Here is a 20,224-nt window from a genome sequence, read left to right as displayed (position 1 = left end):
TAGGGCGCGGTGGCCGTACCGGGGTTTCGCGGAAAGAGGGGGCTCAGCCCGGGGCGGGGCCCGTGGAGGCTCGGGGGATCAGGCGCGAGCCGATCTCGGCGGACCGCGCCTCGCCCCTGCCGGTGATGGTGTCGATGAGCAGGTCGGCGGCCCGGGTGGCGACCTCGTCGGCGGAGATCCTGATCGTGGTGAGCGACGGGGTGGAGGTGGCGGCGAGCAGCGTGTCGTCTATGCCGATCACGCTCACCTGGCCGGGCACCGGCACGCCGAGCTTGGCGAACTGGTGCAGCACGCCGACGGCCACCAGGTCGTTGTGCGCGAGCACCGCCGTCGCCTCGCCGGCCGCGACGAGCGTCGCCGCGTGCACGCCGGTCTCGAAGCCGGGGTCGTAGGGACCCAGCTCGGTCAGCGTCAGGTCGTGGGCCTCGAAGACCTGCCTGATGGACTTGCCGCGGCCGTGCTCGCCGTGTTCGGCGTTGACGAAGACGCACCGGGTGTGCCCGTACGCCTTGAGGTGCTCCGCCGCCTGCGCGATCCCCTGCGACAGCGAGATGCGCAGCTCGGGCAGCCCTTCGACGTGCCGGTTGACCAGGACGGTGGGCATCTCGGCGCCCAGCTCGCGCAGCCTTTCGGCCGGCAGCGTGGAGGCCCACAGGATCAGGCCGTCCACCTGCTTGGACACCGCGGCGATGGTCTCCAGCTCGTCGTACTCCCGCTCGTCGGTGTCGGCGGCCAGCACGGTGTAGCCGAGCCGCCGGGCGCGGGCCTGCATCGCCTTGAAGATCGGCGGGAAGAACGGGTTGGCTATGTCGGGGATGATCAGCCCGAGCGAGCCCGTCCTGCCGCCGCGCAGCGAGCGGGCGGCCGGGTTGGGCGAGTAGCCCAGCTCGGCCGCCACCTCACGGACGCGCTTGAGGGTCTGCGGCTGCACCTGATCCGGCGCGGTGAACGCGCGGGAGACCGTCGAGACGGACACCCCGGCCGCGCTCGCCACCTGCTTGATCGTTACCGCCACCGCGTCCGTCCTTCCGTGTCACTGGTACGGAGGATCGTTGCAAACGTTCCCGGAATGCGTCAAGAGCCTGTTGTAACCGGCCTACCCAAACTCTTGGAGGCTCTGCCATGATGCAGTGCTGAGTGATTGCGGGATCGTTTTCAAAGGAGTCAGATGAAGATCACCGGCTGGGAACTGCTCACCCTGCCCGATCACGGCGACAGCATGATGCTGCTGGTCATCGACACCGACGAAGGGCTGTACGGCCTCGGCGAGGTCGGCATCCGGTCCAGGCAGAAGGCCGTGGCCGGGGGCATCGAGCACCTGGGTGAGCTTCTGATCGGCGAGGACCCGACCCGGATCGAGCACCTGTGGCAGGTGATGTTCCGGCGCGGCTTCTTCCCGGCCGACCGGTTCCTGTCGGCCGCCATCGCCGCGGTGGACGTGGCCCTGTGGGACATCCGCGGCAAGGCCCTCGGCGTGCCGGTCTACGAGCTGTTCGGCGGGCGGGTGCGCGATCACGTACCGGCGTACACCCATCTGGGCGACGACTACCACGACATGGAAGCGTTCCTGGACAAGGCGCGCGGCCTGGTCGCCGACGGCTGGCGGCACCTGCGCTTCCCGGTACCGCACGAACCGGACGGCGTACTCGACCAGCGGGCGGCCATGCGGGCCGGGATCACGCTGTTCCACCGGATGCGGGAGGCGGTGGGCGAGGAGGTGGAACTGATCCTCGACGTGCACACCAGGCTTGACCCGCCGGAGGCGGTCACCCTGTGCCGGGAGATCGAGGCCGCCCGGCCGTACTTCGTGGAGGACCCGCTGCGCAGCGAGGGCCTGGACGCCTACCGCATGCTCCGGGCCCGCACGGCGGTACCGCTGGCGGCGGGCGAGCAGTTCGGCTCCAAGTGGGAGTTCCAGCGCCTGGTGGAACCTGACCTGATCGACTACGCCCGCGTGGACGTGGGCGTCGCGGCCGGCCTCACCGAGGCCAGGAAGATCGCCGCGATGTGCGAGACCCACTACATCAGGCTCGCCACCCACAACCCGCTCGGCCCGGTGACCGCGGCCTCCTCACTCCACCTGAACCTCGCCACCCCGAACGCCGCCGTCCAGGAACACCAGGCCCACCCCGAACCCGCCATCGACGCCCTCTTCACCGCCCGCCCCGCCATCACCGCCGGCCGTATCGAACCCCCGACCCTCCCCGGCCTCGGCATCACCCTCGACCGCGCAGCCGCCCGCCACCACCAGGCCACCGCCGCCGAACGCCCCCACCTCCGCACCCGCGACGGCGCCTTCACCAACTGGTGACCAATGGCGGCGCTGGTGCTCGGCGGGGGCGATGGGCTCTTCCGACTTCGGCTGACGAAGACCGCCCGCCGGTGGCCGGCGGGCGGTCGGTGGTCAGGCCCCGGTCGGCAGTGACCAGATCTCGTACGGAGTGAACTCGCAGGTCGCGAGCGTGAACGGTTCCCGGTAGGCGAGCTGGCGAACGCTCAGGCACAGTCCGGACGCCGTGTTGAGCACGGTCCCGTTCGCCTGCTGCCGCCACAGCCTCGACGCGTCGCCGGAGTCACAGGTGGCCATCACGATCTTCGTGCCCGGGGTCCGGCCGCCCTTCTCGGCGGTCACGCACCTGCCACCCCTGCCCTTCACCTGGCCGTCCGAGCCCACGGTGAACCGCTGGGGCTCGGTGTGGTTGCAGTCCCATACCGACAGAGCGGCACTGTCCCCGTCGTCGGCGCACCAGTTTCCGCTCATGTGAGTGATGGTGTCCGCGGCCGGCGGGCCGAGCACCACCAGATCGAACCCGGCCGTCGCGGCGCCCGTGCCGTCGACGGTCTTGACGGTCACCTGGTGGAACCCCGCGGCGGTGGGCGTGCCGGAGATGGTGCCCGAACCGGCGTCGATGGCCAGGCCCGGCGGCAGGCCGTCGGCGGTGAACGTCCTCTTACCACTGCCGCCGGTCGCGGTGACGGTGATGCTTACCGGCTTGCCGACGTTCGTGACCTGGTCGCCTGGCACCTTGACCACCAGTTTCTCCGGGTCGGGGCCCGGGACGGGCAGCTTCCACTGCTGGGCGGCGGCACCGGTGCAGCCGGCCAGCGTGAACTGCGTCCGGCTCTTCAGCTCCGGCGCGTTGAGGCAGCGGCCCGAGGCGGGGTTGCGCAGCGTGCCGTCCTTGCTCTGATGCCAGATCTGCGAGACGGCGCGACGGCATTCGTCGATCACGATCGGCGATCCGTCGCCGGTGGCGTCCGCGGCCACCGTGAGGCACTTGCCCCTGACCTCCAGCATGCCGTCGGCGCGGACCGTCCAGCGCTGCGTGTGGCCCGAGTTGCACTCGTACACGACGATCTGGTTGCCGTTGTTGGTGGCACCGAGCCAGTCGTCGGCGCACCACTTGTCCGGGCCGGTGATCAAACCGTGGTGGACGCTCCAGCTGAAGAACGCCCGGCCGGTGGTGCCGGTGCCGTTCGTGGCGGTGACGGTCGCCATGCCCTCGCCGACGGTGGCCGCCTTGCCGGTGATCCGGCCGGTGGTGGCGTTGATGGACAGCCCCTGGGGCAGTCCGGTCGCCCGGTAGGTGAGGTTCGCCTTGCTGCCGGCGGTCCTGATGTCCACGTCGGTGCCGACAAGCGGGTCCTGGCGGCCGGGATTGGCGATAGCGCCGAAGTCCGGGGCGGTGGGCAGCGTCCACACCTGGGTCGCCGCCGCGGTGCAGGCGGCCAGGAGGAGCTGGTCGCCCTGACCGGTGGCCGGTGCTGCCAGGCACCGGCCGGACGCCGGGTTGCGCAGCGTCCCGTCCGCCTGTGGCCGCCAGACCTGCGGCTCGGCCGCGCCGCACGCGGACAGCACGATCGGGGTCTTCTCCGCGGTGCCGCCCTTGGCCGGCGTCAGGCACCTGCCCATGCCGAGCAGCCGACCGTCCTCGCGTACCGTCCAGAGTTGTCCCCGGTCGTTCGTGCCGCAGGGCCACAACTGGACCGGCGCGTCGTCGGCCTCGCGATCGTCGCGGTCGTCGAGGCACAGGCCGTTGACACCGGTGATCGCGCCGTCGCCCACCTGCCAGGCGAAGGTCTCCGTCACGGTGGCCGCACCGGTGGTGGCGGTTAGTGTCACGTCGGCCGACTGCGCGGTGCTGGGGGTGCCGGAGATCAGGCCGGTGCTCTGGTTGATCGTCAGTCCGGTCGGCAGGCCGGTGGCGCGGTACGTCACGGCGCGGGTGGTGTCGTGGTTGGTGACCGAGATCCGCCGCGCGACCGAATCGCCCTTGCGCGTGACCAGCATGCCGGGGTTCTTGGCGGTCAGCGAGGGATTCGGCTCTGCCGACAGCTTCCAGCGCCGGCCGGCGCCGCCGTCGCAGGGGGCGAGGGTGAGCTGGGTCCCCCAGTGGCCGGCGGGTGCGGACAGGCAGTCGCCGGTCGCGGGGTTACGCAGGGTTCCGTCGCTCTCCGGCCGCCAGACCTGCGTGGCGGCGCCCTTGCACGCGGACAGCACGATGAGCCGGCCGTCGGCGGAGGTGTTGTCCGAGGCGGTCAGGCAGTGGTTCGCCGTCGCGCCGTTCCAGAACACGATGTTCCCGTTGCCCCGGGCGACCCAGTTGTGGCCGCAGCCCCATAGCTGGATCTTGTTGCCCTCGGTCGTGAGCGAGGACTGGTTGTCGATGCACAGGTCGTTGAGGCCGGTGATCCCGCCGTACCCGTGGACGACCTCCCAGACGAAGCTCGCCGCCGCCGACGCGGTGCCGTCGGTGGCGACGACCTCGACCGTGCTGGCGCCGGCCGCGGCCGGCGTGCCCGAGATGACCCCGGTCGCGGCATCGATGGACGTCCCGGCGGGCAGCCCGGTCGCGCTGTACCGCAGGCCGCCGGCGCCGGTCGCCTTGATCTTGGAGATCGTCACCGCACGACCCGTGATCGTGAGCTGGCGCCCCGGGTTGGTGATCCGGATCGGCCCGCAGGCCGTGCTGAGCAGGCGGTTCGGCGATCCCGCACCCGCGTCCCCGACCACGTCGGTGCTCGCGCACTCGGCCAAGGCGTCGGTGACCTGCTGCGGGGTCGCCTTCGGGTGCGCCGACAGGTAGGCCGCGGCGGCACCGCTCACCAGCGGCGCCGCCAGCGAGGTGCCCCCGGTGGTGGTGAGAGCGGCGTCGCTCTTCCAGTCCGACGTGGTGATGTCCGCGCCGGGCGCGAAGAGGTCGATGCACTTGCCGTAGCTGTAGCCGGCCCGGTTGTCGTTGCGGTCGGTGCCGCTGACCGTGATCGCCTCGGGGACCCGTTGCGGCGACAGGTCGCACGCGTCTTCGCTGGAGTTGCCCGCGGCGATCACGTACGTGATCCCGGACTTGCTGGAGTTGCGGATCGCCTCCTCCAGGTCCGGCTGGATGGCCGTCCCGGTGGTCCAGCTTATGTTGACCACGGCCGGGCGCTGCGCGCTGCGCGTGATCCAGTCGATGGCCTTCAGCGCATTGGCCGAGTCGCCGTGCGCCTCACAACTGCCGACCACCCGCACCGGGTGCACCTTGGCGTTCTTGGCCACGCCCCAGGTGCTGCCGGCGGCCACGCCCGCCACCGCCGTGCCGTGGCCCGAGCAGTCGCCGTGGTCGGTCCCCGGCGGGCCACTCGTCACCCGCCCGCCGAACTCCTGGTGCGTGGCCCGCACCCCGGTGTCCATGATGTAGATGCCGGTGCCCGACGCGTCCGTGTAGTCGAAGGTCCCGCTCAGCGACTGCCCGACCTGGTCGATGCGGTCCAGCGCCCACTGCGGGTCGTTCTGCCTGGACTGTGCCTGCGGCGCGCCGCTGGGCGTGGACCGCGGCCGTGACGCCGCGTCCTTCTCCGGCTTCATCGGCGGGGACGGCACCACCAGGACGACGTCCTTGCGGACCGAGGCCACCAGTGGGTCCTTGGCCATCGCCGCCGCCTGCTCCGGCGACAACTGCGCGGAGAACCCGTGCAGCGCCGTCGTGTACACGTCCTTGAGCCGCCCCCCGACCCGATCGGTCAGGTCGCGGGCCGCCTTGGTGATCCGGTCCTCGCCCCGCAGCGCCGGCCGGTCGGCGAACCGCACGATGTAGCTGTTCGGGATCGGCTTGCCGGCGATCTCCTTGTCCTTGCCGGGCGGACCGTGCTCCTGGGTGGGAGAGGCGGTCGGCGTGGCCGAGGGTTGCGAGGGTTCGGGGGCCGCCTCGGCTGCGGCCACGCCTTCGGCGAGGAGCGCGGTGGTGAGCGCGGCCAGGGCCGTGGCCCGTGACAGCACCGATATGGTCCGGGCGGGTAACGGCCTTACTGACGTTCCGTATATCACCCGTCGCAGAATGCGAATCATTGACATCCTGTTCTAGCTAAGCCTTCGAAATGCACTGGAATTAGTGCGGCCACAGCCTAGTACGACAGTCGGCGAATTCACAGAGAAGGCAGCCGTGCGGAGCGCGGCCATTCCCCGCGACAATTAATATGCGGAATTCCGTCAAATGCTCGTAATGCCCATGCGTTTACGCCCCCCGCAGGGGCCCCGGACCAAGGATGCCGCTCACGCAGGAGGAGGCGGCCCGCCCGGCGCTCGCTCCGCGACCGCCGGGATCTGCCGGTAGGGGGCCGAGAACACCGGCGCGCCGGCGGCGGTCTCGGCCGATTCACCGGCCATCTCCAGGTGTCAGTCCCTGAAAGCGTGGAAACGGTTCTACGCCACAGCGCTCCTCAGTAGAACACGTCTCGTCTACCTTTATCTGCGACCCCTGCACCAGCGTTTACCCGGAGGCACCCAAGCACCTCTTCCGCACCGGTCAGCGGCACGCCAAGCACTGACGCGAGCGTCGCTCTGGTGCCGCGGAAGGTCGCCGTGGGGGAGGCGTCCGAAACCGCAGGTCTCCCTTCGGTCTCCCATCTCGATCAACGCCGACTCACGGATCTGGCGGAATCAAGGGAACACCAGGTTGAGCGCGGTGTTGCAGAGTAGGGCGGGTGGGACTTGAACCCACGACCCACGGATTATGAGTCCGATGCTCTGACCAGCTGAGCTACCGCCCCCCGAAGGCGCGGAATGATCTGCGGCTTCGGCAAACCTGTGTGAACGTACCATGTGAACACACCTGGTGCACAGCATAGGATTCACCGATTCGGCCGCGGCTGCAAGCCGGGGGTGGGGCGGCGGGGGTGGGTGTCGGGGTCGAGTTTGGTGGCGGCGGCGCGGAGGGTGGCGGCGAGGCGGGCTCGGGTTTTCGGGATGCGCGGGCGGGGGCGGGGGCGGTCCGGGACGACGGGGGCGTCGGGGAGGGCCGAGTGGAGACGGGAGCGGTGCCGCATGGCGGCTTCGTGGGCGATCACCTGGAGCGGGTCCATGGCGGCCTCCTTAATCGATTAAGAGCTTAATCGATTAAGGGCGTTGCGGCAAGGGGCGGGCCGCTACGTTGGGAGCATGGCGGCGCGTGGCAACAAGGTGACCCTGCAGACGATCGCCGACCAGGTCGGCGTCTCGCGGGCGACCGTGTCCTACGCCTTCTCCCGGCCCGACCAGCTCAGCGACGCGCTGCGCAGGGAGATCCTGCGGGTGGCGGCCGAGCTGGGGTACGCCGGGCCGGACGCCGCCGCGCGGTCGCTGCGGCTCGGCCGGGCGGGCGCCCTCGGGCTGTTGTTCACCGAGACGCTGTCCTACGCCTTCGCCGACCCCTACGCCATCGACTTCATCAGGGGGCTCACCGGGGCCGTCGAGGACGCCGGGGTGGGGCTGTTGCTGCTGCCGTTGCAGGGCGGCGGCGGCAGCCGGGCCGCGACCGTGCGCGACGCCGTGGTGGACGGGTTCTGCATGTTCTCGCTGCCCGACGGGCATCCGGCCGTGGTGGAGGTGACCCGCCGCAGGCTGCCGGTCGTGGTCGTGGACGAGCCCTACCTTCCCGGTCATCCGTTCATCGGGATCGACGAGCGCACGGCGGGCACGCAGGCCGCGCGCCACCTGCTGGACCTCGGCCACCGCCGGATCGCCGCGATCGTCACCGGCCTGTACCACGACGGCGCCGGCGGCTGGTGCGGCCCGGAACGCCGGGACGGCGCGATCTTCCAGGCCATGCGCACCCGCATCCTGGGATACCGCGCGGCGGCCGAGGAGGCCGGGCTGAACTGGGACCGGGTGCCGATCTACGAGGTGCCGCGCAACCTGCGCGAGCAGGCCAGGCAGGCGGCCCGCGAGGTGCTGCGCCTCGCGCCGCGGCCCACCGCGCTGCTGGCCAACACCGACATCCTGGCGCTCGGCGCGATGGACGCGGCGGCTGATCTCGGCCTGCGCGTCCCGGCGGACCTGTCGATCGTCGGGTTCTCCGACAGCGGAGCCGAGGAGGCCGGGCTGACCACCGTACGGCAGCGCGGTCCCGAGACCGGCGAACTGGCCGGCCGGCTGCTGCTCGCCGCCGACCCCGCGCCGCCCGGCCGCACGATCGTCCCGCACGAACTCGTCGTCCGCCGCTCGACCGCGCCGCCATCCGGCCAATGAGCCCGCGCGTGGCGCGGGCGCAGGGCGGGCACAATCGCCCTCGGTCACGCCCCATCGCCTACCGCTGAGGAGCGCCAACCGTGCCCGGTTCCGCAGATTCGTTCCGCGCCGCCCGCGACGCACTGCTCCGGTTCTCGCACGACCGTGCGGCCGCCGCCCGGGAGTTCCACTGGCCGGAGTTCGGCCCGGTGTTCAACTGGGCCACCGACTGGTTCGACGAGATCGCCCGGGGCAATCCCGCCACCGCCCTGTGGATCGTGGCGGAGGACGGCAGCGAGACCAGGCTGTCCTTCGATGAGCTGGCCCGGCGTTCGGACCAGGTGGCGACCTGGCTTTCGGACGCCGGAGTACGGCAGGGCGACCCGGTCATCGTCATGCTGGGCAACCAGGTCGAGCTGTGGGAGACCACGCTGGCCGTCATGAAGCTCGGCGGGATCGTGATGCCGACCGCCACCGCCGCCGGTCCGGCCGACCTCGCCGACCGGGTGGCCCGCGGCGGCGCGCGCTTCGTGATCGCCAGGGCGGCCGACACGGCCACGTTCGAGCGGGTGCCGGGGGAGTACACCCGGATCCTCACCGGGGAGAAGGACGCACCGGGGTGGCTGCCCTACCGCGAGGCGTACACCGTGAGCCCGCGCCGCTTCACCGCCAGGACCGCGCCCGGCGACCCGCTGCTGTACTACTTCACCTCCGGGACCACCTCCCGTCCCAAGCTGGTGGTGCACACCCAGGTGTCCTATCCGGTGGGGCACCTGACGACGATGTACTGGCTCGGCGTGCGCCCCGGCGACGTCCACCTGAACATCAGCTCGCCCGGCTGGGCCAAGCACGCCTACAGTTGCCTGTTCGGCCCGTGGAACGCCGAGGCCACGGTCTTCGTCGTCAACCACGCGCGCTTCGACGCCGCGGCGCTGCTCGACCGCGTCCGCGCGGCGGGCGTGACGACGTTCTGCGCCCCGCCCACGGTGTGGCGGATGCTGGTGCAGGCCGACCTGTCCGGAGGTCCGGGCGCGCTGCGCGAGGCCACCGCCGCGGGCGAGCCGCTGAACGCCGAGGTCATCGCGCAGATCGAGCGGGCGTGGGGGCTGACCGTCCGCGACGGGTACGGCCAGACCGAGACCACGCTGCTGGTCGGCAACTCGCCGGGCGTGCCGGTGCGGCCCGGGTCCATGGGGCTGCCGATGCCCGGCGTCGGCGTCGAGCTGATCGACGCGGCCACCGGGCTGCCGGGCGATGAGGGCGAGGTGTGCCTGGACCTCGCCGCCGGGCCGCGCAACCTGATGGCCGCCTACCTCGCCGACGAGGGGCCGGTCACGCCGGGCGCGTCCGACGGCCGGTACCACACCGGCGACATCGCCGTCCGCGACGCCGACGGCTACATCACCTTCCTGGGCCGGGCCGATGACATGTTCAAGGCGTCGGACTACCGGATCAGCCCGTTCGAGCTGGAAAGCGCGCTGATCGAGCATCCGGCGGTCGCCGAGGCCGCCGTGGTGCCCGCGCCCGACGCGATCCGGCTGGCGGTGCCCAAGGCGTACATCACCCCGGCGGCCGGCTGGGAGCCGGGCAGGGACACCGCGCTGGCGATCTTCCGGCACGCCCGCGAACGGCTCGCGCCCTACCAGCGGATCCGCCGCCTGGAGTTCGGCGACCTGCCCAAGACGACCTCGGGCAAGATCCGCCGTGTCGAGCTGCGGGCCAGGGAACAGGGGGCCGCCGCCGCGCCCGGGGCGCACGAGTGGCGCGACGACGAGTTTCCCGAACTCCGCGCGGGCGGCCGATGATCACCCCGGTCTTCCGGTGAGGAGGCCGCGCAGGCGTTCCAGGAGCCGTCCACGGCGCAGTTCCACGACCATCACGACCAGCAGGATCAGGCCCTGGGCGATCTGGTAGAGGAACGGGCTGAGCCGCATGATGTTGAACCCGCTGGCCAGCACCTGCAAGGCGATCGCGGCCAGCACGACCCCGGCCACCGAGCCGCGCCCGCCGAACGGGTCGGTGCCGCCGAGTACCGCGATCACGATGGCGAGCAGCACGTACGAGCCGCCGTAGTCGGGGCTGGCGCTGGTGGACTTGGCCGCGATCACGATGCCGGCGATCCCGGCGAGCAGCCCGCTGATCAGGTAGGTCCGCATCAGCACGCCGCGCTCGTCCACGCCGGAGTACCTGGCCGCGACCGGGTTCGCGCCCACCAGGACGATCCTGGTGCCAAGGCCGGTACGCGAGACGATGTGCCAGATGAGCAGCGCCGCCCCGATGAAGATCAGGAATGCCACCGGCACGTACGCGATCGTCGCGTCACCGAGCCACAGGAACGTGCCGGGGAAGCCGTACTGCGCCTCGCCGTCGGTCCACAGGATCGCGATGCCGTTGAAGATCTGCATGGTGGCCAGCGTGGCCAGGATGGGGGAGACCCGCACCCGGGAGACCAGCAGGCCGTTCACCGCGCCGCAGGCCATCCCGACCAGCAGCGCCGCCGCGCAGAACGCCACCAGCAGCAGCGGGCTGGTCGCCGTCTCGCCGCCGGCCGCGATGTAGAGCCCGGCGGTGGTGAGCGCGGCGAGGTTCGCGGTGGCCACCACGGACAGGTCGATACCGCCGGTGATCATGGTGAGCGCCATCGCCAGCGCGAGCAGCCCGATCTCCGGCACCGAGTAGGCGATCGACTGGAAGTTCAGCGTCGTCGGGAACACCGTCGGCGCGAGCGCCGAGAACACCACGACGAGCAGCAGCGTGAGCGCCACCAGCCGTGTCACGTGCGCGTTGCGCAGGGCGACCCCCGCCACGGTCCGAACGCCCGTCATGACCGCACCTCCGCGAGGATCGGGGTGGATTTGCGTCTGCCCTGGCCAAGAGCCTGTAGGCCGACGCCCAGAAGGACGAGCAGGCCGACCGCGAGGCGCTGCCAGGCGCTCGGCACGCCGAGCAGGATGAGGGAGTTGTTGATCACGGCGATGAGCGTGACGCCGAGCACGGTCCCGAGGACCGAGCCCCGCCCGCCGAAGATCGACGCGCCGCCGATCACGACGGCCGCGATCACGTCCAGCTCGCCGCCGACCAGGTCGTAGGGGTTGGCCTGGCGGCTCAGCGTCACGTGCATGAGCCCGCCGAACCCCGCCAGCGCCCCGGCGAACAGGTAGACGAACGTCTGGACGCGCCCGACCCTGATCCCCACCCGGCGGGCGGACTCCACGTCGCCGCCGATCGCGTAGATCGACCGGCCCAGCATGGTGCTTCGCAGCAGCAGCGCGACCAGGACGCACAGCACCGCCACCGGCAGCGCGAGGAGGGTCATCCGGGCGGTGCCGCCGCCGGTGGTGACGGCGAACAGGTCCGAGCGGGCCAGCGTCTCCAGCCCGGTGGGCAGATTGGAGAGGTACTGGGAGCCGACGAACGCGATCAGCGCACCCCGCACGATGCCCTGTGTGCCCAGGGTGACGATCAGCGTCGGCAGCCGGAATCCGGCGACCATGGCCGCGTTGAGCCCGCCGAGCACCGCCCCGGCCAGCGCGGCGAGCGCGAACGGCCAGACGGTCCCGTCCGCGCCGAGGTCGTTCATGAGCACGATGACGCCGTAGCCGCTGAAGATCGCGATGGCGGTGAACGAGACGTCGATGCCGCCCGAGACGATGACCACCAGCATGCCGAGCGCGAAGGTGAGGTCGACCAGCAGCGACCTGACCACGTTGGTGAGGGTCGCCGGGCCCAGGAATCCGGGTTCGACCACCCCCATCATCAGCACGAGGAGAACGATGAGGCCGGCCAGCAGCCCCTCGTTGTTCTCCCCGCGCAGCCGGGAGAGTCGGTGGGCGTTCACCCGGTCAGCCCGTCCGTGACGGCCTGGACGCTCATCCGGTCCGAGGTGATCTCATCGACCACCCGGCCCCGCCGTACGACCAGGACCCGATGGCAGACGCCGACCAGTTCGGGCACGTCGTCGGAGATGACGAGCACCCCCATGCCGGCGCGGGCGCGGTCGCGCAGCACCTGGAGGATCCCTTCCTTGGAGCCGATGTCCACCCCGACGGTGGGGCTGTTCAGCACCAGTACGCGCGGCGAGCGGGCCAGCCACTTGCCGAGCACCACGCGCTGCTGGTTGCCGCCGGACAGGGTGCGCACCGGCGCGGTCACATCGGAGGTCTTGATCCGCAGCGACTCGACCGCGGTGGTGACCGTGCGCTGGACGGCCTCGCCGCGCAGCCGCCCGGACCGCGAGACGAGCCGGTCGATGCTGCCCGCGATGAGGTTGCGGCGGATCGACTGGCCGAGGAACACGCCCTGGGTCAGCCGGTCGCCGGGCACGTAGGCGATCCCGGCGCGGATCGCGTCGTGGACCGAGCGCACCCGGACCGGCTCGCCGTCCACGAGGATGTCGCCGGTGTCGGCGGGCCGCATGCCGAAGATCGCCTCGGCGATCTCGGTACGACCGGAACCGAGCAGCCCGGTCAGCCCGACCACCTCGCCGGCCCGCACCGAGAACGACACGCCGGCGAACTCGTGCCTGCGCCCGAGCCCGCGGGTCTCCAGCACCGGGCGGGCGTCGGGGGGCAGGTCGGTGACGTCGCGGTCCTCGGTGACGTCCTGGCCGGTCATCACCCTGACCAGGGTGGGCCGGTCCAGGTCCTTGACCTCGCTCGCGCGAACGACCTCGCCGTTGCGCAGCACGGTCACCCGGTCGGAGATCCGGAAGACCTCCTCCAGCTTGTGGCTGACGAACACCACCGCGAGGCCCTCGGCGCGCAGCGTGTCCACCAGGGCCAGCAGCGCGTCCACCTCCCGCCAGGTGAGGGCGGTGGTGGGCTCGTCCATGAACAGGACCTTGGCGTCGTGCGCGAAGGCCCGGCAGATGGCCGCGAGCTGGCGCTGGGCGACCGGCAGGTTCTCCACCCGCTCGCCGAGCTCCAGGGAGACGCCCAGGCGTTCGGTGGTGGCCCGGGCCAGGGCCATCGCGTCGCGGCGGGAGACCAGCCGCCGCCGCGACGCCACCCGGGCGACCATTGCGATGTTCTCGGCGACCGACAGGTTGGGAAACAGCGACAGATCCTGGTGGATCACCTGGATTCCCAGCTCGACGGCCCGGGTGGGGGTGAGCCGGCCGACGTCGTGGCCGTCGAGCGTGATGGTCCCGGAGTCGGGCTGCTCCACGCCGCTCACTATCTTGATCAGGGTGGACTTGCCCGAGCCGTTCTCCCCGGCGAGGCAGTGCACCTCCCCGCGGCGGATGTCCACATCCGCGTCGCGCAGTGCCGCCACGCCCCCGTACGTCTTCCTGACGCCGCGGGCGCGCAGCACGATCGCCGTTTCCGGCATCCGCGCTCCTTCCGGCGGGGCTGGGGCCGCACGCCGGTCCCAGCCCCGGGATGGTCTAGAACTTGTATTCGGCGGCGTTGGACTTGTCCACGTCGATCCAGGCGTTGCCGTGGAAGGTCGTGGGGTTGCCGGGGAACCGCTTCAGCGACTCATAGCCGGGCAGCCCGAGGTTCGTGCCCTCCTCGAGCTGCTTGCCCTCGGCCAGCAGTTGGGCGATCTTCAGCATGGCCTTGCCCGCGACCGCGGGGTCCCAGAAGAAGATCTTGTCGATCGAGCCGTCGGCGAAGTACTTCTCCGAGACCGACGGGATCGAGGTGCCCATCACGCACACCTTGTCCGAAAGGCCCGCCTCCTGGACGGCCCGGCCGATGCCGGCGACGTCGGTCGCGGCGCTGCCGATGATGCCCTTGATGTCCGGATTGCGGGTGAGCAGTTCCTTGGTCCGGTCATAGGCGACGCCGGTGTTCTCCTGCGACTCGATCGGGTCGGCGACCCGCGTGACGCCCTTGAACTTCTCCTGCGCCCGCGCCTGGGCGCCCGCCGCCCACTCCATGTGGGTCTTGGCGGTGAGGTGGCCGACGAAGTTCGCGTACTTGCCGGACTCGCCCATGCACTTGGCCAGCTCGTCCATCATGTGCGCGCCGTACGCGGTGTTGTCGAACGCCTCGATGTCGGCGTCGGTGTTCTTCTGGTCGCTGGCCTCGTGGGTGACGACCTTGATGCCCGCGTCGCGGGCCCGCTTGAGCACGCCCTCCAGCGACTCCGGCGAGTTGGGGACGACCGCGATGGCGGTCGGCCGCTGCGGGATCAGGTCCTGGATGATCTTGACCTGCTTCTCGGGACCGGCATCGTCGGCGCCGGTCTGGGTGGCGTCGATGCCGGTCTCCGTGGCGAACTCCTTGACGCCGGTCTCCATCCGGTTGAACCAGCCGACGCCGGTCAGCTTCACCACGGTGACGAAACGCAGGTCGGCGGGGGCGGCGGTGTTCCCGCCGCCGTTCCCGCCGTCCGAGCGGAGGTCCGCGCTCGAACCACAGGCGGCGAGGGCACTGGCGGACGCGACGGCCACCAGGAGCGTTGAGATCTTGCGCATTGAGGGCTCCTGTCCGGAGGGTTGATTCAGGCGCCGCCCCTGCGCGCCGGCTCCCAGTGGCCGGACTCGGCGGCTGCGGAGACCAGGCGCTTGACCCGCTCGGGGTCCACCTCGTTCCACGTGACGCCGTCGCGCTTGAGGGCGGTGCCGACGATGCAGGCGTCCGCGATCGCCAGCATCTGGCCCACGGTCTGCGGGTTGACGCCGGTGTTGGCGATGACGGGTACCTCTCCGACCGCCTCCTTGGCGGCACGGAGCTGCGCGACGTCCACGCCGGTGCCGGTCACGACACCGGACACGCACACCGCGTCGGCGAGCGAGCTGAACACGGCCGACCGCGCGGTGAGCGCGATGTCGCGGGGCGCGATCGGCGCCGCGAACTCGGCGGTGACGTTGTAGAACATCTTCACGCCGTCCGCGCCGATCCGGTCGCGGAAGGAAAGGGTCTCGGCCGGGTCGGTGTTCCACACCCCGAAGTCGCCCGCGTAGGCCCCCGTGAACACTTCGCGGACGAACAACGCGCCGGTGGCGTGGGCGAGGGCGAGCGCGGCCTTGGGGTCCCAGAGCACGTCCACGCCGAAGGGGATCGGCAGGTCGCGGCTCAGCTCGGCCACCGCCGCGCCCATCACCGCCGTGGTCTCCGGCCCGGCCACCGTCCGGTACGGCCGGTCGCCCTCGTTGCAGAACATGACCGCGTCCACACCGCTGTCCGCGAGGTGCTCAAGGTCGCGGCGGACGGCATCGACCACGCCGCGCACCCCGGCCGACCTGTCGTGCAGCGGCTGGCCCGGCAGCGGCGGGAAGTGGGCCATCGCGATGACGGCCTTGCGCTTGCCGAACATCTCCTGGAAAAGGGTCATGCCATCCCTCCGTTGCGAAGTTGCGCCGCGCCGCGCGACAGATCGGTGTCGCGCAGGCGGGCGTTGAGTGCGACGAGCAGATCGGTGGTCGCGACGACGTCCGAGAGCTGCCCGGTTTCCGTGGGCGCGTGGGTGTAGCGCACCGGGATGCCCACGCCGACGGCGGCGATGCCCTCGGCGGTGGCCATCGGCACGAACGCCGCGTCGGTGATGATGCCGACCATGGCGTCGTGCTGGAGCGGGACGCCGGCGTCGCGTCCCGCGGCCTCGACGGCGCGGACCAGCCCGGGGTGCGGGATGAGCCCGCCCAGGGTGCCGCGCCCGTGGAAGGAGAGGCGGGAGAGCGTCGGGCCGCCGCCCAGCGCGACCGAGCCGACCCCGCTGAGGTCGGGGGTGTCGGTGGCGGGGGCGACGTCGACGTTCACCACCACGTCGGGGGCGAACCGCGACACCAGTGCCAGCGTGCCCCTGACGTGGAACTCCTCCTGGGTCGTGAACGCGACGTGGACGGGCTGCGGTGGCGGGTCGGCCAGCAGCCGGTCCACGTACGCCAGCAGCGCGGCCACGCCGACCCGGTCGTCCAGCGACTTGGCGGCGAACCGGCCGCCGGCCAGCTCGTCCCAGGTGGGCGCGTAGGTGATCGGGTCACCGACCCGCACGCCCATGCGCGCCGCCTCCTCCCGGCTGTTCGCGCCGAGGTCGAGGTAGAGGTCGGTGGCCGGGCGGGCCACGTACTTCTCCTCCGGCGGGGTCAGGTGATGGCTTTTCACGCCGACGACCGCCGGTATGTCGCCGTCGCGGGTGTGGACGACCAGCCGCGCGGCCGGCAGCACCCGCTCCGGCATGCCGCCGAGCCGGTGTACGCGAAGCCAGCCGTCCGCCTCGATGCCCCGCACGACCAGCCCCAGCTCGTCGAGATGGGCGCTGACCAGGATGCGCGGCCCGTCACCGGAGCCGCCAAGGGTCACCGCCACCTGGCCGAGCCGGTCCACCACGGGCGTGAGCCCGCGTGCGGTGAGGTGGTCGGCCACCGCGGCGGTCAGCCGGTCCTCGTTTCCCGCGGGGGCGGGCGTCGCGGACAGCGACCTGATCAGCCCTGACAGATCGCCGAGCGGGTCCCAGGAGGTCAACCTGCACCTTCCTTCCTGCGCGAAGTTGGGCGCCAGTTTGCACGGTTACGTGCAGAGCCGTCAAGGTTTCTGCGCGGAAGCGTGCAATGGCACCGGGTTCTGCGCTTTCTCCCGTGCACGGATTCGCGTATGGTGCTGCCACCGGGAGGGGAGATGCTCACGAGTCAGCGAAGGCGCGAGATTCTGCGCAGGGTGGCGGAAGAGGGCTACGTCGAGGCCCGCGCACTGGCCGGCGACCTTGCGGTGGACCCGTCCACCATCCGGCGCGACCTCGACGCGCTCGCCCGGGCGCGGCAGATCACCCGGGTCAGGGGCGGGGCGCGTCCCGCGCCGAGCGGGGCGGCCGACGTGCCGTACGTGGTCAAGCAGCAGGAACGGCTGCACGCCAAGACGGCCATCGCCCAGGCGGCGGCCGAACTGGTCGCCGACGGCATGTCCGTGGTGCTGGACAGCGGGTCCACGATCTACCAGGTCGGCCTGGCCCTGCGGGAGCGGCGCGGGCTCACCGTGGTCACCAACGACCTGCGCACGGCCAAGATGCTGGCCACCGTGCCCGACATGCGGCTGCTGGTCTCCGGCGGCGAACTCCTCGGGTCGGTGTACTCGCTGGTCGGCCACGCGGCCGAGACGTTCGTCCGCGACGTCGCGGTGGACATGGCCTTCCTCGGCGCCGACGCGATCGAGGTGGCGGCGGGCATCACCAACACCAACAGCCTGGAGGTCCCGCTCAAGCGGGCCATGATGGAGTCGGCCGGCCGCACGGTCGTGTGCGCGGACAGCAGCAAGTTCGGCAGGCGCGCGCTGGTCAAGGTGGCGGCGCTGGACGAGGTGGGGCTCGTGCTCACCGACACCGAGCTTCCCGAGGGGGAGGCCGGGCCGTACGGCGGGGTGCTGCGCAGGGTGCCGGTCGCCGAGACCCCCGCGCCCGATCCCGGCGACGGCGACGCCGAGGCGGTGTTCGCGTGAGCGTGCCGGCTTCCGCGGGCCGCTTCCTGGGCATCGACGTCGGCACCGCGTCCAGCAAGGCGGTGCTGGTAGCCGAGGACGGCACGGTGGTCGCCTCCGCGACCCGCCCGCACGAGACCGCCAACCCCCGGCCCGGCTTCTTCGAGCACGACCCCGAGGGCGTGTGGTGGGCCGACACGGTCGCGCTGCTGCGCGAACTACGCGAGCGCGCGGGCCTTTCCGCGGTCGCCGGGGTCTGCGTCAGCGGCATCGGGCCGGTGGCGCTGCTCACCGACGCCGCCGGACGGCCGCTGCGGCCCGCGATCCTGTACGGCATCGACACCCGCGCCGGCCGGGAGATCGGCGAGCTGACCGCGCGGCTCGGCGCCGAGCGGGTCGCCGAGGCCGCGGGCAACCCGCTGACCAGCCAGGCCATCGGCCCCAAGCTGATGTGGGCGCGCCGCCACGAGCCGGAGACCTGGGCGCGGGCCCGCCGCTGGTACCAGGCGTCGAGCTGGCTCGTCCACCGGCTGACCGGCGAGTACGTGATGGACCGCTACTCCGCCAGCGCCTCGGACCCGATGTACGCGCTCGACGCCCACGACTGGTGGGACCCGGCCTGGGAGGCGCTCCGGTCTGAAGGGGCCCCCGGGCTGGAGCGTCCCCGCCTGGCCGCCCCCGGCGAGGTCGTGGGCGAGGTCGCCCCCGCCGCCGCTGACGCGCTCGGCCTGCCCGCGGGCGTGCCGGTGCTGGCCGGCACGATCGACGCACTGGCCGAGGCGTACAGCGTCGGCGTGCGCGACGTCGGCGACATGATGGTCATGTACGGCTCGACGATGTTCTTCATCCAGCACGCCGCCGCCCCCGCCCGCCACCCCGGCCTGTGGAACAACGCCTCGCTGACCGGCCGGGGCTTCTCGGTGGCCGCGGGCATGGCCACCTCCGGCCTGGTCACCGGCTGGTTGCGCGACCTCACCGGCGTCGGCTACGCCGAACTGGCCGCCGAGGCGGAGCGGGTCGCCCCCGGCAGCGACGGACTGGTCCTGCTGCCCTACTTCGCCGGGGAGCGCACGCCCATCGCCGACCCCGACGCCCGGGGCGTGTGGGCCGGGCTCACCCTGCGGCACACCCGCGCCCACCTCTACCGTTCGATCCTTGAGGGCGTGGCCTTCGGCGTGCGCCACAACATCGAGGCCATGGCCGAGGCCGGCGCCGACCCCGCCCGGCTGGTCGCGGTCGGCGGCGGCGCGACCGCGCTGTGGCCGCGCATCGTGACCGACGTGACCGGCAGGCCGCAGGACCTGCCGTCCACCACGGTCGGCGCCTCCTACGGCGACGCCCGCCTGGTCGCCGACGCGCTCGGCGTGGACACCTCCACCTGGAACCCCGTCAAGGAACGCCTGGAGCCCGACCCCGTTCCCCGCGACCGCTACGACGAGCTGTACGGCGTCTACCGCCGCACCTACCAGGCCCTGCGTGCCGACCTGCACCTGCTCGCCGAGATCCAGACCGGCGCGGCCGGCCGGCAGAACGGTCAGCAGAGCTGACTGCTGATCCCGTTGATTCCGTGACCCGAATCAACCGAGACGACCGTGAATCCGGCTGAATCGGCGGCCAGGTCCAGGCCCGGGTCCCGGCGCGCCACGCGCTCGCGCAGATGCTCGATGGCCGCGCCCGGCAGGGCGCCGGCGTCGGCGAGCCGTTCCCGGTAGGCCGCGTAGACCGAAAGCGCCTCGGCGGGCCGGCCGGAACGGTAGCAGGCCAGCATCAGCAGACCCGACACCTCCTCGTCCGGCGGGCCGTCACCGGCCAGGCGGGACAGCTCGGGGATGATCCGGGCGTGCCTGCCCAGCCGTAGTTCGGCCTTGAGGAGGGCGATCACCGCCGCGCGGTGCTCCTCCTTCAGCACCTGCCGCTGCTCGGCCGCCCACCGGCCGGTCAGCCCGTTCAGCGGCTCGCCGGCGATCAGGCGTTCCGAACCCCATTCCCGCAGTGCCGCGCGCAGCAGCCGCACGGCCTCGGGGTCGTCGTCGTGCAGCCGGGCATAGCCCTCCCGCGCCTGGTCGCGGAATCGGTGCACGTCCACCTCGGCGCGCTCGGCGCGCACCCGGTACAGGCCGCCCTTGCCCTCGGGCAGCAGGTGGCCGCCCGCCCGCGCCCTGCCGAGGTGGCGGCGCAGGTCGCTCGCGTAGTGGTGGATGACCTTACGCGCGCTCTTGATCGGCTCGCCGTCCCACAAGGTGCCGATCAACTGCTCGATATGTACCGGATCGGTCTCTGAGAGCAGGAGTACGGCCAGGAGTAAACGCTGTTTACGGTCGCCGAGATGTACCCACACTCCCTCCCGATAAGCATCGACTTCACTCAACAATCGAAACCGCATCGCCCCTCCTTCGCG

General features: G+C 71.8%; 15 protein-coding genes and 1 tRNA gene. 5 read left to right on the top strand and 11 right to left on the bottom strand.

Going from position 1 to position 20,224, the window contains the following annotated elements:
- Nucleotides 1-43 precede the first annotated feature (43 nt).
- Nucleotides 44-1,015, bottom strand: a complete 972-nt coding sequence (locus ACH34R_RS02605) for a LacI family DNA-binding transcriptional regulator (protein WP_397559654.1) — start codon at nucleotides 1,013-1,015, stop codon at nucleotides 44-46.
- 153 nt (nucleotides 1,016-1,168) lie between these two features.
- Between ACH34R_RS02605 and ACH34R_RS02600 the strand changes: the two genes are divergently transcribed.
- Complete coding sequence (locus ACH34R_RS02600; RefSeq protein ID WP_397559653.1) at nucleotides 1,169-2,311, top strand: mandelate racemase/muconate lactonizing enzyme family protein; 1,143 nt, start codon at nucleotides 1,169-1,171, stop codon at nucleotides 2,309-2,311.
- 93 nt (nucleotides 2,312-2,404) lie between these two features.
- Here ACH34R_RS02600 and ACH34R_RS02595 read toward each other — a convergent pair whose 3' ends face one another.
- The 3 genes from ACH34R_RS02595 to ACH34R_RS02585 all read right to left on the bottom strand — a co-directional run bounded on the left by ACH34R_RS02595 (nucleotide 2,405) and on the right by ACH34R_RS02585 (nucleotide 7,344).
- Nucleotides 2,405-6,262 (bottom strand): ricin-type beta-trefoil lectin domain protein, encoded by a 3,858-nt coding sequence (locus ACH34R_RS02595; protein WP_397559652.1) that lies wholly within the window; start codon nucleotides 6,260-6,262, stop codon nucleotides 2,405-2,407.
- Between the two features lie 696 nt (nucleotides 6,263-6,958).
- Nucleotides 6,959-7,032: transfer RNA gene (locus ACH34R_RS02590), tRNA-Ile, on the bottom strand.
- A gap of 81 nt (nucleotides 7,033-7,113) precedes the next feature.
- On the bottom strand, nucleotides 7,114-7,344 hold the full coding sequence (locus tag ACH34R_RS02585; protein WP_397559651.1) for a hypothetical protein: 231 nt from the start codon (nucleotides 7,342-7,344) through the stop codon (nucleotides 7,114-7,116).
- A 76-nt stretch (nucleotides 7,345-7,420) separates the two neighbouring features.
- Here ACH34R_RS02585 and ACH34R_RS02580 point away from each other — a divergent pair, with 76 nt between their 5' ends.
- Both ACH34R_RS02580 and ACH34R_RS02575 read left to right on the top strand, forming a co-directional pair.
- Nucleotides 7,421-8,488, top strand: a complete 1,068-nt coding sequence (locus tag ACH34R_RS02580) for a LacI family DNA-binding transcriptional regulator (RefSeq protein ID WP_397559650.1) — start codon at nucleotides 7,421-7,423, stop codon at nucleotides 8,486-8,488.
- 80 nt (nucleotides 8,489-8,568) lie between these two features.
- The gene (locus tag ACH34R_RS02575) at nucleotides 8,569-10,272 is read left to right on the top strand and encodes an AMP-binding protein (protein ID WP_397559649.1); all 1,704 of its coding nucleotides are present in this window, start codon (nucleotides 8,569-8,571) and stop codon (nucleotides 10,270-10,272) included.
- Here the strand turns inward: ACH34R_RS02575 and ACH34R_RS02570 are convergent, their stop codons facing one another.
- Genes ACH34R_RS02570 through ACH34R_RS02545 form a run of 6 tightly spaced genes read right to left on the bottom strand, consistent with a single transcriptional unit; the run spans nucleotide 10,273 to nucleotide 16,881 of the window.
- Nucleotides 10,273-11,292, bottom strand: a complete 1,020-nt coding sequence (locus tag ACH34R_RS02570; protein ID WP_397559648.1) for an ABC transporter permease — start codon at nucleotides 11,290-11,292, stop codon at nucleotides 10,273-10,275.
- Nucleotides 11,289-12,305 carry an ABC transporter permease gene (locus ACH34R_RS02565; protein WP_397559647.1) on the bottom strand — a complete coding sequence of 339 codons (1,017 nt, stop codon included), beginning with the start codon at nucleotides 12,303-12,305 and terminating at the stop codon, nucleotides 11,289-11,291. The genes ACH34R_RS02570 and ACH34R_RS02565 overlap by 4 nt, the downstream gene beginning before the upstream one ends.
- Nucleotides 12,302-13,798, bottom strand: a complete 1,497-nt coding sequence (locus ACH34R_RS02560) for a sugar ABC transporter ATP-binding protein (protein ID WP_397559646.1) — start codon at nucleotides 13,796-13,798, stop codon at nucleotides 12,302-12,304. Before ACH34R_RS02560 ends, ACH34R_RS02565 begins: the two co-directional genes overlap by 4 nt.
- A gap of 55 nt (nucleotides 13,799-13,853) precedes the next feature.
- Nucleotides 13,854-14,891, bottom strand: coding sequence for an autoinducer 2 ABC transporter substrate-binding protein (locus tag ACH34R_RS02555; protein ID WP_397559645.1), 1,038 nt, complete (start codon nucleotides 14,889-14,891; stop codon nucleotides 13,854-13,856).
- A gap of 26 nt (nucleotides 14,892-14,917) precedes the next feature.
- On the bottom strand, nucleotides 14,918-15,751 hold the full coding sequence (locus tag ACH34R_RS02550; RefSeq protein WP_397559644.1) for a BtpA/SgcQ family protein: 834 nt from the start codon (nucleotides 15,749-15,751) through the stop codon (nucleotides 14,918-14,920).
- Entirely contained in the window at nucleotides 15,748-16,881 is a 1,134-nt protein-coding gene (locus ACH34R_RS02545; protein WP_397559643.1) for a M42 family metallopeptidase, read from the bottom strand. The genes ACH34R_RS02550 and ACH34R_RS02545 overlap by 4 nt, the downstream gene beginning before the upstream one ends.
- A 153-nt stretch (nucleotides 16,882-17,034) precedes the next feature.
- Between ACH34R_RS02545 and ACH34R_RS02540 the strand changes: the two genes are divergently transcribed.
- Nucleotides 17,035-17,847, top strand: coding sequence for a DeoR/GlpR family DNA-binding transcription regulator (locus ACH34R_RS02540; protein WP_397559642.1), 813 nt, complete (start codon nucleotides 17,035-17,037; stop codon nucleotides 17,845-17,847).
- Nucleotides 17,844-19,373, top strand: coding sequence for an FGGY-family carbohydrate kinase (locus ACH34R_RS02535; RefSeq protein WP_397559641.1), 1,530 nt, complete (start codon nucleotides 17,844-17,846; stop codon nucleotides 19,371-19,373). The genes ACH34R_RS02540 and ACH34R_RS02535 overlap by 4 nt, the downstream gene beginning before the upstream one ends.
- Here ACH34R_RS02535 and ACH34R_RS02530 read toward each other — a convergent pair.
- The gene (locus tag ACH34R_RS02530; RefSeq protein WP_397559640.1) at nucleotides 19,361-20,209 is read right to left on the bottom strand and encodes a BTAD domain-containing putative transcriptional regulator; all 849 of its coding nucleotides are present in this window, start codon (nucleotides 20,207-20,209) and stop codon (nucleotides 19,361-19,363) included. The two genes, ACH34R_RS02535 and ACH34R_RS02530, sit on opposite strands and share 13 nt — an antisense overlap.
- Between the last annotated feature and the right edge of the window lie 15 nt (nucleotides 20,210-20,224).

The sequence above is a fragment of the Spongiactinospora sp. 9N601 genome, from assembly GCF_044326295.1.
Lineage (GTDB): Bacteria > Actinomycetota > Actinomycetes > Streptosporangiales > Streptosporangiaceae > Spongiactinospora > Spongiactinospora gelatinilytica.
The sequence above is the reverse complement of the archived record's forward strand: the minus strand, read 5'-3'. Positions and strand labels throughout refer to the sequence as shown.